A 16,398-nucleotide genomic window follows, 5' to 3' on the forward strand; every position below is an offset into this window, starting at 1 on the left:
CAGGGACACGGGAGGAGGGGCTGTGACAGGCCCGGAACGCGGCGAGGGCCGCCGCACCCTTGTCCGGTGCGGCGGCCCTCGTCCTACAGGCGTCCAGGGCCCGTCGCGGGCCCTGCTGCGGTGCGGCTATCCGCCGTTGGCGCCGCTCCATAGGCCGCCGTTCGCACCACCTTCGGTGGTGCCGGTGCTGGCTCCGCCGTCCGCTCCCGCGCTCGCACCACCGTCGGCTCCGGCGTTCGCACCACCTTCGGTGGTGCCGCTGTTGGCTCCGCCGTCCGCTCCCGCGCTCGCACCACCGTCGGCTCCGGCGTTCGCACCACCGCCGTTGGGGTTCTGGCACTCCCAGTCCCAGAGCTCACACGTCTTGCTCGGCGACGGCGTCGGCGTCGGGGACGGAGTGGTCGGCGTCGGCGTCGGGGACGGCGACGGCGGCTCCGGCTCCTCCGTGGTGGGCGTCGGAGAGGGCGTCGGGCTGGGCGTCGGGCTCGGGCTGACCGCGCCACCGCCCCAGACCTCCTCGCCGATGGGCTCCGGCTTCGGGAACGAGAGGACCTTCTTCCCCTTCATCGCCGCGGTCATGTAGTCGTGCCAGATGGACGCCGGGAACGAGTTTCCGTGGATCTTCTTCTCGCCGCCGGTGCCGAACATCTTCTCGAACTCGCGGTCCTTGTTGGTCTCGTCGTCGTCCATCCGGAACATGCTGATCGCCGTCGAGAGCTGCGGGGTGTAGCCGACGAACCAGGCGGACTTGTTGCCGTCCGTGGTACCCGTCTTCCCCGCCGCCTCACGTCCCTCCAGCCGCGCGGGCTCGCCCGTGCCGTTCTCCACCACGTTCTTCAGCACGTCCGTGATGTTGTCCGCGATGCGCGGGGTGAAGGCGCGCTTGGACCTCTTCTTGTGCTGGAAGACGACCTCGCCGTTCTGCTTCACCTCGGTGACCGAGTACGTGGAATTCTGCTGGCCGCTCGTCGCGAAGGTGGCGTAGGCGCCCGCCATCCGGATGGCGCTCGGCGAGGACGTACCGATGGAGAACGACGGAACGGTGGCATCCGCCATCATGTCGTCGTCCTTCAGACCGGCGGCGACGGCGGCCTCCTTGACCTTGTCCGTCCCGACGTCCATACCGAGCTGGACGAAGGGGGAGTTGGCCGACTGCTCCATGGCGTGCCGCAGGTCGATCTCACCGTGGTCGTAGTCGCCGTCGTTCGTCTGGAGCCACTCCTCGTCGTTCTTGTCCTTCCAGACCTCGCCGTTGTACTCCTTGATCTGCAGCTTGTTGTCGCCGTTGTAGATGCTCTTGGGCGAGACGATGGTGCGCTGCGAGAGGTCCTGGTCAGGCCCGAGCTTCGGATCGCGTACGCCGTACTGCATCGCCGCCGCCAGCACGAAGGGCTTCCAGGTCGAGCCGACCTGGGCGCCGGTCGCGTCGGCGTTGTTGGTGAAGTGCTTCGTGGCGTCCTGCCCGCCGTACGTGGCGAGGATGGCGCCCGTCCTGGCGTCCACCGAGGCACCGCCGAACTCCACATGGGTGTCCGTCTTGGGACGCTCCTCGGGACGGATCTTGGCCTTGTAGACCTTGTCCACCGCTGCGGCGAGCTGGTCCACCTTCTTCTTGTCGAAGGTGGTGTGGATCTCGAAGCCGCCGAGCTCCATGTCCTTGGCCTTGATGTTCCGGTCGTTGTTGGCGAGGAAGTACTTACGCGCCAGCTCCACCAGATAACCGGTCTGACCGCCCAGCTTGGCGTTCTTCTTCGGCTTCTCGGGCATGGGGAACTCTTTGTACGTCGCCCGCTCCTCGGCTGACATCTTGCCGTCCTTGACCTGCTCGTCGAGGATCCACTTCCAGCGCTTCTCGGCGCGGTCGAGGTTCTTCGCCGGGGTCGCGCCCTCGGGATCGATGTCGGTGGCACCGGCCGGGTCGTAGTAGCTCGCGCCCTTGAGCAGCGTCGCCAGGAACGCGCACTGGCTCGGGTCCAGGTCCGTGGCGTCCGTGTCGTAGTACGTACGGGCCGCGGCCTGCAGACCGGAGGCACCACGGCCGTAGTAGGAGACGTTGAGGTAGCCGGCCATGACGTCCTCCTTCTTCTCCTCGCCGGCGACCTTCAGGGTGATGAAGAGCTCTTTGAACTTCCGCGTGAACGTCTGGTCCTGGTTCAGCCGCGAGTTCTTCACGTACTGCTGGGTGATGGTCGAACCACCCTGGGTCTGACCGCCCGTGGCCATGTTGAACACCGCACGGCCGATGCCCTTGGGGTCGATGCCCTTGTCGGTCCAGAAGCTCTTGTTCTCGGCCGCGACCACGGCGTTGCGCATCGCCACGGGGATCTGCTCGTAGCTGATCTCCTGGCGGTTGACCACACCGCCGGTCGCCACCATCTGGTCGCCGTTGGCCCAGTAGTAGACGTTGTTCTGAGCCGTGGCCGCGTCCTGGATGTTCGGCTTGCTCACCAGCGCGTACGAGACACCGGCGACACCCATCAGCATGCCGAGGAAGCCCACGCAGAGGCCCGAGACCAGCTTCCACGAAGGCAGCCATCGACGGAATCCGTACCGGCCGTGGCGCGGGTAGTCGATGAGGCGCTTCTTGCCGGGAGGCCCGGCCTCGCCGCCACCGCGACGCCGGCCACCGCCGCGCTGAGCCGCACGGCGGGCCTCGGCACGGCTGCCGTACGGGCGCTCCTCGCCCTGCGGCTCGGCAGGTGACACGGATGTGGCTCTGCGTGATGGCGCTGCTCGGCGTCCCGCCGGCTGCTGGGCGGCTCGTCTGGCCGCGGCCCGCCCGCCACCTTGCGGCTGGGACGATTTGCGACGGTGCTCGCTCATGGAACGACTACTCCTCGGGCAGGCGAGAGCGCCTGGAAGCGGCAGTTGAGATCCGGTCCCCCCGAATTACGGACCAGCCCTGCGGAAGGCTCATCCGCAGTACATCCGGCAGTCCGCGATAACTGACGCACAACGGCGCCTCACGGTTCCCGGTGGTCTGCATGCCGCACAGACTACGCACGGTCAAAACCCTCCTAGGGCCGAACTTCACCCCAAACAACGCAAGTCGATACCTACGAATTGGCGATGTGACGCCGCTCACGAAGGTCACCCTTGTCGAACCCGTCGGTCCGATCTATCGTGCTGATGTATCGAGTCGATACATCAGCACGGCATAAGTACGTCAGTGGATCCGGCAGACGGTTCCCGTGGAACCAGCGGCAGAAGGAGGAGGCGCCCGTGAGCCGACGCTCCGGCATCCTCGAGTTCGCCGTTCTCGGACTGCTCCGCGAGTCTCCGATGCACGGCTATGAGCTGCGCAAACGCCTCAACACCTCGCTGGGGATCTTCCGTGCGTTCAGCTACGGCACGCTCTACCCGTGCCTCAAGACGCTGGTGGCCAGCGGCTGGTTGATCGAGGAGCCCGCGAGCGACCCGGCGGACACCACGCCCGCCTCCTCCCTCACGGGACGCCGGGCCAAGATCGTCTACCGGCTGACGGCGGAAGGTAAGGAGCACTTCGAGGAGCTGCTCTCGCACACCGGTCCGGATACCTGGGAGGACGAGCACTTCGCGGCTCGCTTCGCCTTCTTCGGGCAGACCGAACGCGAGGTGCGGATGCGGGTGCTCGAAGGCCGGCGCAGCAGGCTGGAGGAGCGCCTGGAGAAGATGCGCGCCTCTCTCGCCCGCACGCGTGAACGACTCGACGACTACACACTTGAGCTGCAGCGACACGGCATGGAGTCCGTGGAGCGCGAAGTGCGCTGGCTGAACGAGCTCATCGAGAGCGAGCGGTCGGGACGGGATCGGAGACGGTCCTCGCCCGAGGGCTCTGCTCAGCAGGACACATCAGGAGAGACGGGCGGCCTGCCCCGGCGCCGGGGTGACACCCCGCCGGATCCGTCCGACGACACCGCCAAGTGAAGTCACCGCACTCCGCGGGGACTTCATCGGAAACACCGATCACACAGGGAGCAACCGGAATGGGTTCGGTTCGCGTAGCCATCGTAGGCGTGGGCAACTGCGCCGCCTCGCTGGTGCAGGGCGTCGAGTACTACAAGGACGCAGATCCGGCCGGCAAGGTGCCCGGCCTGATGCACGTCCAGTTCGGCGATTACCACGTCAGCGACGTCGAGTTCGTCGCCGCCTTCGACGTCGACGCGAAGAAGGTCGGCCTCGACCTCGCGGACGCCATCGGCGCCAGCGAGAACAACACCATCAAGATCGCCGACGTGCCGAACACGGGCATCACCGTCCAGCGCGGCCACACCCACGACGGTCTGGGCAAGTACTACCGCGAGACGATCGAGGAGTCCGCGGACGCCCCGGTCGACATCGTCCAGGTCCTCAAGGACCAGCAGGTCGACGTTCTCGTCTGCTACCTGCCCGTCGGTTCCGAGGTCGCTGCGAAGTTCTACGCGCAGTGCGCCATCGACGCCAAGGTCGCCTTCGTCAACGCCCTCCCGGTCTTCATCGCCGGCACCAAGGAGTGGGCGGACAAGTTCACCGAGGCCGGTGTCCCGATCGTCGGCGACGACATCAAGTCCCAGGTGGGCGCCACCATCACGCACCGCGTGATGGCGAAGCTCTTCGAGGACCGCGGTGTCATCCTGGACCGCACGATGCAGCTGAACGTCGGCGGCAACATGGACTTCAAGAACATGCTCGAGCGCGAGCGCCTGGAGTCCAAGAAGATCTCGAAGACGCAGGCCGTCACCTCGCAGATCCGTGACCGCGAGCTGGGTGCGGACAACGTCCACATCGGCCCCTCGGACTACGTGGCCTGGCTGGACGACCGCAAGTGGGCGTACGTGCGCCTCGAGGGCCGCGCCTTCGGTGACGTTCCGCTGAACCTGGAGTACAAGCTCGAGGTGTGGGACTCCCCGAACTCGGCCGGTGTCATCATCGACGCCGTCCGTGCGGCGAAGATCGCCAAGGACCGCGGCATCGGCGGCCCGATCCTCTCGGCGAGCAGCTACTTCATGAAGTCCCCGCCGGTGCAGTACTTCGACGACGAGGCCCGCGAGAACGTCGAGAGGTTCATCAACGGCGAGACCGAGAGCTGAACCGGCCCTCACGCATGACCGCTTCACCGGAGCACTGAGCGGGGACGCTCACCTCCTCCTGCCGCACGTCGGGGGTCCCCGGGCAATCCGCCCGCGGACCCCCGACGTGTGTGACGCTTGCTCCCATGTCTGTCGCGCGTGATCTGGGCACCCTGCTGCGTCTGCGGAACTTCCGCCGCCTGCTCACCGTGCGGCTCCTCTCCCAGTCCGCCGACGGTGTCTACCAGGTCGCTCTCGCCGCGTACGTCGTCTTCTCGCCGGAGAAGCAGACCTCGGCGGCCGCCATCGCCTCGGCCATGGCGGTCCTCCTCCTCCCGTACTCACTGATCGGCCCCTTCGCCGGCGTGCTGCTCGACCGCTGGCCCCGCCGCCAGGTCTTCCTGTACGGGAACCTCCTGCGCGCCTCTCTCGCCTGCTGCACGGCCCTGCTGATCCTGGCCTCCGTACCGGACTGGCTCTTCTACGCTTCGGCCCTCTGCGTCACCGCCGTCAACCGGTTCGTGCTGGCCGGGCTCTCCGCCGCGCTGCCGCGCGTGGTCGACGACGAGCGGCTCGTCATCGCCAACTCGCTCTCCCCGACGGCCGGCACCCTCGCCGCCACCGCGGGCGGTGGCCTCGCCTTCGTCGTACGGCTGGTGGCCGACGAGTCAGACGCGGCGGTCGTCCTGCTGGGCGCCCTGCTCTATCTGCTCTCCGCGCTGGCGTCGCTGAGTCTGCCACGCACCCTGTTGGGACCCGATCCCGACGGGACGCCTCTCCGGCTGCGGGCCGCACTGGCCGTCACGGCCCACGGGATCGTCGCCGGACTGCGCCACCTGGGAGAGCGGACCCACGCGGCCCGGGCGCTGGCCGCGATGACGGTGCTCCGCTTCTGCTACGGCGCGCTCACCGTGATGGTGCTCATGCTCTGCCGTTACGCCTGGTCGGACGACGGGTCCGACGGGCTGGCTCTGCTCGGCCTGGCGGTCGGAGCCTCCGGTGCGGGCTTCTTCGTCGCCGCCGTGGTGACCCCGTGGGCCGTTGGGCGGCTCGGACGGTACGGATGGATCGTGGCCTGTGCCGGAACCGCGGCTGTCCTGGTGCCGGCGCTGGGCCTCTCCTTCGCCCCCGTACCGATGCTGCTCGCCGCCTTCGTGCTCGGTGTCGTGACCCAGGGAGCGAAGATCGCGACGGACACGGTCGTCCAGACCGCGGTGGACGACTCCTTCCGCGGCCGGGTCTTCTCGCTCTACGACGTGCTGTTCAACGTCGCGTTCGTGAGCGCGGCGGGGTTCGCGGCGCTGCTGCTTCCGCCGGACGGCAGGTCCGTGACCGTGGTGGCCGGAGTGTCCGTGCTGTACGCGGCCGTCGCGGTGGCGATGTTCCGCCGGCGCTGCACGAGCAGCGGCGGGTAGCCGGTCCCGGATGTGGTGAGGGGCGTTGTTTCACGTGAAACAACGCCCCTCACCACATCGGGCGCGGGTGATGTTTCACGTGAAACATCACCCGTGCCGACTCAGCTCTGCTCCGCCCACCACTCCTTGAGCGCCGCCACCGCCGCGTCGCGCTCCATCGGGCCGTGCTCCAGCCGCAGCTCCAGCAGGAACGCGTACGCCTTGCCGATCGCCGGCCCGGGACCCACGCCGAGGATCTGCATGATCTCGTTGCCGTCCAGATCCGGGCGGATGGAGTCGAGCTCCTCCTGGTCCTGGAGCAGCGCGATCCGCTCCTCCAGACCGTCGTACGTCCGGGAGAGGGCGTTCGCCTTGCGCTTGTTCCGGGTCGTGCAGTCCGACCGGGTCAGCTTGTGGAGGCGTTCGAGGAGCGGCCCGGCGTCGCGCACGTACCGGCGGACGGCGGAGTCGGTCCACTCCCCGTCGCCGTACCCGTGGAAGCGCAGGTGGAGCTCGACCAGCTTCGCGACGTCCCTGACCAGGTCGTTGGAGTACTTCAGCTCGGTCATGCGCTTCTTGGTCATCTTGGCGCCGACCACCTCGTGGTGGTGGAAGGAGACCCGGCCGTCCTTCTCGAACCGCCTCGTCCTCGGCTTGCCGATGTCGTGGAGCAGCGCCGCGAGCCGCAGGACGAGGTCGGGGCCGTCCTCCTCCAGGTCGATGGCCTGCTCCAGGACGGTCAGCGAGTGCTCGTAGACGTCCTTGTGGCGGTGATGCTCGTCACTCTCCAGTCGCAGCGCCGGGAGCTCGGGCAGCACCTGGTCGGCCAGCCCGGTGTCGACGAGAAGCCCGAGGCCCTTGCGCGGGTGGGCGGAGAGAAGGAGCTTGTTGAGCTCCTCGCGGACCCGCTCGGCGGAGACGATCTCGATCCGGCCGGCCATCTCCGTCATCGCGGTCACGACCTCGGGAGCGACCTCGAAGTCGAGCTGCGCGGCGAACCTGGCGGCGCGCAGCATGCGCAGCGGGTCGTCCGAGAAGGACGCCTCGGGCGTTCCCGGCGTACGCAGCACCCGCTCGGCCAGGTCCTGCAGGCCGCCGTGCGGGTCGATGAACTCCTTCTCCGGCAGCGCGACGGCCATCGCGTTGACCGTGAAGTCCCGGCGCACGAGGTCTTCCTCGATGGAGTCGCCGTAGGAGACCTCCGGCTTGCGCGAGGTCCTGTCGTACGCCTCCGAGCGGTAGGTCGTGACCTCGATCTGGTAGCCGTCCTTCTGGGAGCCGACGGTGCCGAAGGCGATCCCGACCTCCCACACCGCGTCGGCCCAGGGGCGGACGATGGCCAGCACGTCCTCGGGGCGGGCGTCGGTGGTGAAGTCCAGGTCGTTCCCGAGCCTGCCGAGCAGCGCGTCGCGGACCGAGCCGCCGACCAGCGCGAGGCCGAATCCGGCCTGGCGGAATCGGCGGGCGAGGTCGTCGGCGACCGGGGACACGCGCAGCAGCTCACTCACCGCGTGATGCTGCACCTGGTTCAGGGCACTGGCGTTCTCTTCGTTGGCGTTCGGCACAACAGAAAAGGGTACGTGCACCGACCGGCCGCGGCGTCATCGTTTATCCGGACCCTGCGGACCTCCCGCGATCATGTGAGCCGGACCCCAGCACTTCGGCCCTCCGCACCTCGTTACCATGCGGGGACGCAGGACCGACAACGATCGACAGACTCCGATGACGACGAGGGACGGGTAGGCGCGTGGCCCAGGCGGCAGACAACCAGGGGATGCGTCCCTCTCCTGCCCGCCGGTGGCTGCGGCGCACGGCCTCGGCGTTTCTCGGAGCTCCTCTGCTGGCCGGACTGCTGGCTCTTCCGGCGGCCGGGAGCGCGGGCGCCGCCGAACCGGTGAAGGCCCCCACCGGATCCAGCCCGGTCGATGTGTCCCTGGACACGCTCTCCCCCGCCGCACCCGTGGAGGGCGACACCCTGACCGTCTCCGGGACGCTCACCAACAAGGGCAAGGAGGCGATCGACGACGCCGAGGTCGATCTGCGCGTGGGACCCCGGCTCTCCGGCCGCGGAGAGGTCGACGACGCCGCCAAGCGCAAGGGCTACCTGCCCGGTGCCGACCCGGAACCGATCGACGACAAGTACACGGTGAAGATCCCGAAGCTCGCCCGGGGGATCGCGCAGAACTTCACGCTCACCGTGCCCGTGGACAAGCTGGACCTCGACGCGTCGGGCGTCTACCAGCTCGGCGTCTCGGTCTCCGGCCGCACGGCGGCCGCCCCGTACGAGCAGGTGCTGGGTATCGAGCGCTCGTACCTCCCGTGGCAGCCCGAGAAGAGCGACAAGCGGACCAAGCTCACCTTCCTCTGGCCGCTGATCGCCTCACCGCACGTCACCGCCGAGACGCGCTCGGACGAACAGCAGACGCCGGTGTTCGCCGACGACAAGCTGGCCGAGGAGCTGGCGCCGGGCGGGCGGCTGGAGCAGATGGTGGCCCTGGGCAGCCGCCTCCCCGTCACCTGGGTCATCGACCCGGACCTCCTGGCGAGCGTCGCCGCGATGGCCGGCGGATACGAGGTGAAGTCCGGTGACACGACCGTCCCGGGCAAGAACGGGGCCGTCGCCGGACAGTGGCTCACCGCCCTGCAGAAGGTGGTCGAGGACGGCAAGGTGATCGCGCTGCCGTTCGCCGACCCGGACCTGGCCTCCATCGCGCACCGCGGCAAGGGCGTCTCCGGCACGCTCAGCCATCTGCAGAACGCCTCCACGGTGGGCGCCACCACGGTGGAGACCATCCTCCACGTGAAGCCGTCCACCGACTTCGCCTGGCCCGTGAACGGCGCGGTCGATTCGGGCATCGTGGACGTGGCGACCTCCGCCGGCGCCCACCATGTGATCGCCCGCAGCGACAGCTTCCAGGAGACCGGCGGCCTGCCGTACACCCCGACGGCGGCCCGGCCGATCGGTGGAGGGACCACCGCCGTCGTCGCCGACTCCCGGCTGTCGACCGCCTTCAACGGTGACCTGCTCCGCGCAGGCACCTCGACTCTCGCGGTCCAGAAGTTCCTGGCGCAGACCCTCGCGCTGAACGAGCAGGCGCCGGACAACGAGCGCTCCATCGTCGTGGCACCTCAGCGGATGCCCACGGCCGCTCAGGCGCAGTCGATGGCGCGCGCGCTGGAGGCCCTGTCGGGCGACCGCTGGACGCAGCCGCAGGACCTGGTCGCCGCCTCCGAGGCGAAGCCGGACCCGCTGGCGACCACGAAGGTGCCGAGGGCCTCCGCGTACCCGAAGAAGCTCCGCGGCCAGGAGCTGCCCACCCAGGCGTTCCAGGAGATCCGGAGCACCCAGGGCTCCATCGACAGCTTCGAGACCATCCTCACGCTGCCCGAGCGCGTGGTGACCCCCTTCGGCAACGCGGTCAACCGTTCGATGTCGACGTCCTGGCGAGGCCGGTCCGAGGAGGCGCGGAGCTACCGCGGTGATGTGCTCAAGCACCTCAAGGACCTCACCGGCGAGGTCCAGCTGATCGACAAGTCGGACGTCACGCTCTCCGGCCGCAGCGCGACGATCCCGGTGACCGTGCAGAACAAGCTGGTGCAGGGCGTCGACCGGCTCGTCCTCAGGCTGACCTCGGACAACATCCGCCTGAAGTTCAACGACGGCGGGACGATGGCCGAGCTGCCGGTCCGGATCGCCGGCGGGCACAGCCAGTCGGTGAAGTTCGACACGGCGACCAGCGCCAACGGACGCGCCCAGGTCACCGCCCGGCTCTTCACCGAGGACGGCACACCGTACGGCGAGGAGATGACCTTCACCGTGAAGGTCTCCGAGGTCACCCCCACCGTCCTGCTCGTTATCGCCGGTGGCCTGCTCCTTCTGGTGCTGGCAGGCGTCAGGATGTACAGCCACCGCAAGCGCGCCGTGGCAAGCGACACGGCGAACGGCGACGGCGGCGAACCCGAGCAGCCGAGTGACCCGACCCCGGACACCGGACCGGAAAGCGGGGCCCCGTCGGGAACGGGTGAGAAAGTGGACCGTTGAGCGATGTCTGGCGTGGCCGGTCGGCCGGGGACGATGAGGTAGGGGTTTCGATGAACGCGCCGTACGACGGTGACCGCGGCCAGGGCGCCGGCGGAGCGGGGTCTCCGTCCGGCCCCCCGGTCCCTCCGGGCCCGGGCCAGGACGGCCAGGTGCCGCCCGACCCGTACCTCCAGCACGCCTACGAGGACGACCCCTACCGGGCGCAGGACCTCGCGGCCCAGGACCCGGTCGGCGAGGCGCTCTACGACCGCGCTTCCCACCCGCCGCCGCCTCCCGGCACCTACCAGGAGCCGCAGGCGCTCTACCAGCAGCCGCCCGCCGCCCCGTACGCCCCCGACCCGCGCATCTGGGCCCAGACGCCCCCGCCCGAGCCTTCGGGGCCCTCACGCCACCTCCCGTACGGCGACCGCCCGGCGACCACGCAGTTCGTCGGCGTCGACGACCTGGTCACCCAGGCGTCCGACGACCGGCAGGAGCCCGACGCCTTCGCCCACCTCTTCCGGGACCAGGAAGGGTCCGGGAAGCCTCCGGTCCCAGCCCAGCCGGAACCGCTGCCCGCTCCCGTCCCGCCGAAGTCCGGCGGCGGCAAGTTCTCCGGAGTGCTGAGGTCCAGCGCGCTGATGGCGGCCGGCACTCTCGTCTCCCGGCTCACCGGCTTCATCCGCTCGCTGGTGATCACCGCGGCGCTCGGCGCCGCTCTGCTCGGTGACAGCTTCACCATCGCGTACACGCTGCCGACCATGATCTACATCCTCACCGTCGGCGGCGGCCTCAACTCGGTCTTCGTCCCGCAGCTCGTCCGCGCCATGAAGGACGACGAGGACGGCGGCGAGGCCTTCGCCAACCGGCTGCTGACCCTGGTGATGTTGGCCCTCGGCCTGATCGTGGCCGTCGCGGTCCTCGTCGCGCCGGTGCTCATCCAGCTGATGTCGAACACCATCGCCGATGACGTCGCCGCCAACAGCGTCGCCGTCACCTTCGCCCGGTACTGCCTGCCCACCATCTTCTTCATGGGTGTGCATGTGGTGATGGGTCAGATCCTCAACGCCCGGGGCAAGTTCGGCGCGATGATGTGGACCCCGGTCCTCAACAACATCGTCATGATCATCACGTTCGGCCTCTTCATCTGGGTCTACGGCACCTCCGCCGAATCCCGGATGGGCGTGGACACGATCCCGCCGGAGGGCATCCGGCTTCTGGGCATCGGCACCCTCCTCGGACTGGTCGTCCAGGCGCTGGCGATGATCCCGTACCTGCGCGAGGCGGGTTTCCGCTTCCGCCCCCGCTTCGACTGGAAGGGCCACGGGCTCGGCAAGACGGTCAAACTGGCCAAGTGGACCGTGCTGTTCGTCCTCGCCAACCAGGCGGGCGTCCTGGTCGTGACCCAGCTCGCCACCGCGGCGGGCAAGCTGTCCGGCAGGGACGGCACCGGCTTCCTGGCCTACTCCAACGCGCAGCTGATCTGGGGCATGCCGCAGGCCATCATCACCGTCTCCGTCATGGCCGCGCTGCTGCCCCGCATCTCCCGGGCCGCCCACGACAACGACCCCGGCGCGGTCCGCGACGACATCTCGCAGGGGCTGCGCAACTCCGCCGTCGCCATCGTCCCGGTCTCCTTCACCTTCCTCGCGCTCGGCCTGCCGATGTGCACCCTGCTGTACGCCTCCAGCGGCGCCGAGGCCGCCCGGTCCATGGGCTTCATCCTCATGGCGTTCGCGCTCGGCCTGATCCCGTACTCCGTGCAGTACGTCGTGCTCCGCGGCTTCTACGCGTACGAGGACACCCGCACGCCCTTCTACAACACGGTCATCGTGGCGGCCGTCAACGCCGCCGCCTCCGCGCTCTGCTACGTCGTCCTGCCCGCCCGCTGGGCCGTCGTCGGCATGGCCTTCTCCTACGGTCTGGCCTACGCGGTCGGCGTCGGTGTCGCCTGGCGCCGACTGCGCACCCGGCTCGGCGGTGACCTGGACGGGGCGCACATCGTGCGGACCTACGCCCGGCTCTGCATGGCGGCGGTTCCCGCGGCCGTCATCGGCGGCGGCATCGGCTTCGCGATCCTCGAGCTCCTCGGCACGGGCGCTCTCGGATCGCTGGCCGCGCTGATCTGTGGCGGCATCATCCTCATGGGCATCTTCTTCGTCGCGGCGAAGAAGATGCGTATCGAAGAGGTCAACGGCCTGGTCGGCATGGTCCGTGGACGGCTCGGTCGCTGATTGAGCGCACGGTCGCACAACCATCGCCGGACTCCGCGTGTCGTGGATAGCGCCGGAGTGTGGGCACAATTGGCGTGACTGTGGCGAGCTGGCCGGCTTCGCGCAACGGATGGGGAGGCAGGAACGACGGTGGCGGAACGTAGCACGGCTGCCGTCGACGTGGCCGACAACGGCGGCAACGAGCCGCCGGCCGCCAAGGCGGACGAGGCGACGAACGACGGAACGACACAGGCCGAGGAGACCGAGGGCGCGAGCCCCGAGAAGCCCGGAAGCCCCGAGGGCCAGGACGGCGGGCGGGCACGTTCCGAGGCCGTTCCGGCGACCCCCGACGTACACAGCGGCCACAAACTGGCCGAGCGCTACCGCCTGGAGGAGTGCGTCACCCGTCTCGACGGCTTCAGCAGCTGGCGGGCGGTCGACGAGAAACTGCGCCGTGCGGTCGGCGTTCACCTGCTGCCCGCCAACCACCCTCGGGCCCGTTCCGTGCTGGCCGCGGCCCGGTCGTCCGCCCTGCTCGGCGACCCCCGCTTCGTCCAGGTCCTCGACGCCGTCGAGGAGGACGACCTCGTCTACGTCGTCCACGAATGGCTCCCGGACGCCGTCGAGCTCACCGCTCTGCTGGCCGCCGGACCGATGGAAGCGCACGACGCCTACCAGCTCGTCAGCCAGCTCTCCCATGCGATGGCCGCCGCCCACCGCGAAGGCCTGACGCACCTTCGGCTCACGCCCGGCGCCGTACTGCGCAGCTCCACCGGCCAGTACCGGATCCGCGGTCTCGCGGTGAACGCCGCCCTGCGCGGCATCACCTCCGAGCGCCCGCTGCGCCAGGACACCGAGGCGATCGGCGCACTCCTGTACGCGGCGCTGACCAAGCGCTGGCCGTACGAGAGCGACGCGTACGGTCTCTCCGGACTGCCCAAGGGCATGGGGCTCATCGCTCCGGACCAGGTCCGTGCCGGCGTCCACCGCGGCCTCTCCGAGCTCGCCATGCGCGCGCTGGCCAACGACGGGGCCACCGCCTCCCGGCAGGAACCGCCCTGCACGACCCCGGACGAGCTGGCCAAGGCCGTCGCGGCCATGCCGCGCGTCCGGCCACCGGAGCCCACGTTCGCCGCCCAGCCCGTCTACCAGCAGCCCGTCTATCAGACGACCTATCAGCAGGGCACCTACGGAAGGCCGTCCAGCCATCCCCCGTCCGTGACCCAGCCGGTGCTGGCAGCCCCTCCGGCCCCTCTCCAGAGCCGTACCGGACGGGTACTCAAGTGGAGCGTCTCGGCCCTGCTCATCGCCGCGCTCGGCCTCGGCAGCTGGCAGCTCGCGGAGATCCTGCTCGACCAGCGCAAGAGCTCCGACGACCCCGGCGTCACCCAGCCGACCGACGACGAGAAGCCGGCCCCCGCCCCGCCCAAGCCACTGACCATCGTGGACGCCACCGAGTTCACGCCCGACGGTTCGGGGCTCCAGCCGGGCGACGTACCGAACGCCATCGACGACGACTCCTCCACGGCCTGGGTCACCCCTCGCTACCGGGGCTCCGCCAACTTCGGCAACCTGCCCCAGCGCCAACAGGGCAGCGGGATCATCGTCGACCTGGGAAAGGTCCAGGACGTCCGCTCCATCGAGGTGGACATGTACCGCACCGGCCAGACGACGGCGGTGTTCGGCGCGGGGCCGGACGCCTCGTCACCGTCCTCCTCCGCGGACTTCCCGCAACGGATCGTCGAGAAGAAGGTCGCGGGCGAGACGCTGAAGGAGGAGCTGGAGAAGCCCGTCCGGACGCGCTACATCCTGATCCACGTCACGGAGCTGCCCGCGGACGACACCGGCGGCTACCGCGGCGGGATCGCGGACATCTCCGTCCTCGGCTGATCCGGAGTGCCTGATCGGGAGCCGGTGTGGAGACTCCGCACCGGCCCTGATCATCCGGCGCGCGGCCCGATAATGTGGCACACGACATCGGATCCGGTTCGGAGGGGGAGCGCGGTGGATTCCGTTCCACCAGAGGCACCGAGCGACGCGGACCTGCTCGCCGGCCATGTGGCGGGCGACCCCGACGCCTTCGGTGAGCTCGTACGCCGCCACCGCGACCGGCTGTGGGCCGTGGCGCTGCGCACCCTCGGGGACAGGGAAGAGGCGGCCGACGCCGTCCAGGACGCTCTCGTCTCCGCCTTCCGGGCCGCCCACACCTTCCGCGGCCAGTCCGCCGTCACGACCTGGCTGCACCGCATCACCGTCAACGCCTGCCTCGACCGGGTCCGTAAGGCCGCCTCCCGCAAGACGTCACCGGTGGACGACGCGGAGCGGCTCGACCAGCTCCTGGAACCGCACGAGTCGGCCGAGGCGCCCGCCGAGCGGCAGGACCTGCACCGCCAGCTCATCGCCGCCCTGGCCACCCTCCCCGTGGAACAGCGAGCGGCCCTCGTCCTGGTCGACATGCAGGGCTACCCGGTGGCCGAGGCCGCCGGCATCCTCGACGTACCGACCGGCACCGTGAAGAGCCGGTGCGCCCGGGGCCGGGCGAGACTGGCCCCTCTGGTCCGGCACCTGCGCGGCGGCCCCGGAGCCGAGAACCCCGACGGGGAGACCCGCGTCACCGGAAGGAACCGGACGCCCGGTCCATCCGTCCCACCTGCGTCAGGACCGAAGGACACGGAAGCGAACGACCCGGCCGCTGCGAAGGGAGGAGGTGGACGCCCGTGACATCCACGACCGACACGGCTCAGCACCCGGAGGTCTCCGAGATCTCCGACCTCACCGAGGGGCTGCTGCCGCCTTCCCGCGCGGAGGAGATCCGCGGCCACCTCGCCGCGTGCGAGCTGTGTGCGGAGGTACTGGACTCCCTGGAGGAGATCCGCGGACTGCTCGGCGACCTGCCTGAACCCGAGCCGATGCCCGAAGACATCGTCGCCCGCATCGACGCGGCGCTCGCCGCCGAGGCCCGTACGGCCGACGCCTCCGCCGATGATGCGGCCGACACCTTCCGGGCCGCCGCTGTTTCACGCGCTGACGATGTTTCACGTGAAACATCGAGCGCGGAGACCGGTGGACCGTCGTCCGTGACGCCCCGCACCGGCTCCTCCCCGGCCCGCCCGGCGGGCCACCCTCAGGGCTCGACCGGACCCGGGCGCACCCGGGCCCGACGCCGTCGGCGTGCGGTGTTCCTGGGCACCGCATGCGGCGCCGCGATCATCGGCATGAGCGTCTTCCTCCTGCAGAACCTGTCGTCCTCCTCCGACTCCGCCGGCGCATCGGCCGACCGGGCCGTCAGCGCCTCCGAGAGCGGGGCCCACGCCTACTCCCAGGACACGCTGGAGACCAAGGTCCAGGACCTCCTGGCGGGCGGAGTGGGTGCGGAGGACTTCACCGGGCAGAAGCGGTCGCCGAGCGCGGACGAACAGATGGAGCCGGAGGCGGAGTCGCCCGGCACCCAGGCCTCCAGGAGCCCGCTCCTCGCGCCTGCCGCCGTGGTTCCGCCGTGCGTGCAGCAGGCCACCGGTCGCACCACACCGGCCCTCGCGCTCGACGAGGGGACGTATCAGGGGACGGACACCTTCCTCGTCGTCCTTCCGCACCCGAGCGACCCGACCCGTGTGCAGGCCTATGTCGTCGCCTCCGACTGCGTGGACACCGCTCCCGGGTCGACCGGTCGGCTGCTGCTGACGGAGACGTACGACCACCCCTGAGGACCACTACGGCACGTCGGGAATGCATCACCCGTAGGA

At 69.7% G+C, this 16,398-nt stretch carries 10 protein-coding genes; 8 read left to right on the forward strand and 2 right to left on the reverse strand.

Annotated elements, in window-relative coordinates:
• Positions 1-126: 126 nt before the first annotated feature.
• Positions 127-2,823: a transglycosylase domain-containing protein gene (locus ABZ267_RS04920; RefSeq protein WP_356756728.1), complete on the reverse strand. Its 2,697-nt coding sequence runs from the start codon at positions 2,821-2,823 to the stop codon at positions 127-129.
• A 399-nt stretch (positions 2,824-3,222) separates the two neighbouring features.
• On the opposite strand from ABZ267_RS04920, the gene ABZ267_RS04925 reads away from it, so the two are divergent.
• The 3 genes from ABZ267_RS04925 to ABZ267_RS04935 all read left to right on the forward strand — a co-directional run bounded on the left by ABZ267_RS04925 (position 3,223) and on the right by ABZ267_RS04935 (position 6,442).
• Positions 3,223-3,906 carry a helix-turn-helix transcriptional regulator gene (locus ABZ267_RS04925; RefSeq protein WP_356756726.1) on the forward strand — a complete coding sequence of 228 codons (684 nt, stop codon included), beginning with the start codon at positions 3,223-3,225 and terminating at the stop codon, positions 3,904-3,906.
• Positions 3,907-3,965: 59 nt separating this feature from the next.
• The gene (locus ABZ267_RS04930; RefSeq protein ID WP_356756724.1) at positions 3,966-5,048 is read left to right on the forward strand and encodes an inositol-3-phosphate synthase; all 1,083 of its coding nucleotides are present in this window, start codon (positions 3,966-3,968) and stop codon (positions 5,046-5,048) included.
• A 125-nt stretch (positions 5,049-5,173) separates the two neighbouring features.
• Positions 5,174-6,442, forward strand: coding sequence for an MFS transporter (locus ABZ267_RS04935; RefSeq protein ID WP_356756722.1), 1,269 nt, complete (start codon positions 5,174-5,176; stop codon positions 6,440-6,442).
• A gap of 101 nt (positions 6,443-6,543) precedes the next feature.
• Here ABZ267_RS04935 and ABZ267_RS04940 read toward each other — a convergent pair whose 3' ends face one another.
• The gene (locus ABZ267_RS04940) at positions 6,544-7,986 is read right to left on the reverse strand and encodes a CCA tRNA nucleotidyltransferase (RefSeq protein WP_356751557.1); all 1,443 of its coding nucleotides are present in this window, start codon (positions 7,984-7,986) and stop codon (positions 6,544-6,546) included.
• Between the two features lie 182 nt (positions 7,987-8,168).
• Here ABZ267_RS04940 and ABZ267_RS04945 point away from each other — a divergent pair, with 182 nt between their 5' ends.
• The 5 genes from ABZ267_RS04945 (at position 8,169) to ABZ267_RS04965 (ending at position 16,359) form a co-directional block, all read left to right on the forward strand.
• Positions 8,169-10,463: a DUF6049 family protein gene (locus tag ABZ267_RS04945; protein WP_356751559.1), complete on the forward strand. Its 2,295-nt coding sequence runs from the start codon at positions 8,169-8,171 to the stop codon at positions 10,461-10,463.
• Between the two features lie 50 nt (positions 10,464-10,513).
• Complete coding sequence (gene murJ, locus ABZ267_RS04950; RefSeq protein ID WP_356751561.1) at positions 10,514-12,676, forward strand: murein biosynthesis integral membrane protein MurJ; 2,163 nt, start codon at positions 10,514-10,516, stop codon at positions 12,674-12,676.
• A 129-nt stretch (positions 12,677-12,805) separates the two neighbouring features.
• Positions 12,806-14,545 carry a protein kinase family protein gene (locus ABZ267_RS04955; RefSeq protein WP_356751563.1) on the forward strand — a complete coding sequence of 580 codons (1,740 nt, stop codon included), beginning with the start codon at positions 12,806-12,808 and terminating at the stop codon, positions 14,543-14,545.
• A gap of 114 nt (positions 14,546-14,659) precedes the next feature.
• Complete coding sequence (sigM, locus tag ABZ267_RS04960) at positions 14,660-15,376, forward strand: RNA polymerase sigma factor SigM (RefSeq protein ID WP_356751565.1); 717 nt, start codon at positions 14,660-14,662, stop codon at positions 15,374-15,376.
• Complete coding sequence (locus ABZ267_RS04965) at positions 15,373-16,359, forward strand: hypothetical protein (RefSeq protein WP_356751567.1); 987 nt, start codon at positions 15,373-15,375, stop codon at positions 16,357-16,359. Before sigM ends, ABZ267_RS04965 begins: the two co-directional genes overlap by 4 nt.
• Positions 16,360-16,398 lie beyond the last annotated feature (39 nt).

The organism is Streptomyces sp. NPDC006174, from assembly GCF_040614075.1.
In the GTDB taxonomy this organism is placed as follows: Bacteria; Actinomycetota; Actinomycetes; order Streptomycetales; family Streptomycetaceae; genus Streptomyces.